The sequence below is a fragment of the Vibrio sp. B4-6 genome (assembly GCF_963888245.1).
Lineage (GTDB): Bacteria > Pseudomonadota > Gammaproteobacteria > Enterobacterales > Vibrionaceae > Vibrio > Vibrio anguillarum.
Map to the genome: position 1 here is coordinate 1 of NZ_CAWPIM010000059.1, position 691 is coordinate 691.

A 691-nucleotide genomic window follows, 5' to 3' on the forward strand; every position below is an offset into this window, starting at 1 on the left:
ACAGGCTTTACTGATTCGGGCATACCCAAGCAGCCGTTTAATAAAACAGTACAAATAATCAACAAGATTGATCTCATGATGCCTCCAAATACCTAACGCCCGGCTAAGGGGTTGACAACGCACCGCCGAACTCAAAAAACACACTGTAAACATTGAACTTCAATTTTACGCTAAAGCCGCCACGCGTTGGCAATCCCTCTTGAGCCGTTTGTTAGGCCAACCAATTGACAACAATACTTTCAAAACCCAAGAACAAAGCTTTTTGTAAACTTGAAAAACACTAACCGATTCATTTATAAACCAAAACTCCAACGCAGCAAAGAAACAAAAAACTCAAATTGAGCGATTTGGAAGAAAAGTGACGAGCGTAGCATGCTCGGCGGACGTTTGGATGCTGAAGGTTATTTCGCCGCTGAATTTACAGCGCTAAGCAACCCAACGCGATCAAGAAACAACAAATATGTGATGACGATTTATTGCTTAAGTCCAGCCATGAGAACATTGAATTCACCGTTCAATTCAAACCCGATTTAGCTGATAAAAACTCACTTTGCCTAACGCCCGGCTAAGGGGTTGACAACGCACCGCCGAACTCAAAAAACACACCGTAATCACTGAACTTCAATTTTGCACTAAAGTCGCCACGCGTTGGCAATCCCTCTTGAGCCGTTTGTTAGGCCAACCAATTGAC

1 pseudogene is annotated in these 691 nt (G+C 43.3%); it reads right to left on the bottom strand.

What is annotated here, in order from left to right:
• Window positions 1–77, bottom strand: a pseudogene (locus tag AACV20_RS14190) (lipocalin family protein); the annotation flags it as partial.
• Window positions 78–691 lie beyond the last annotated feature (614 nt).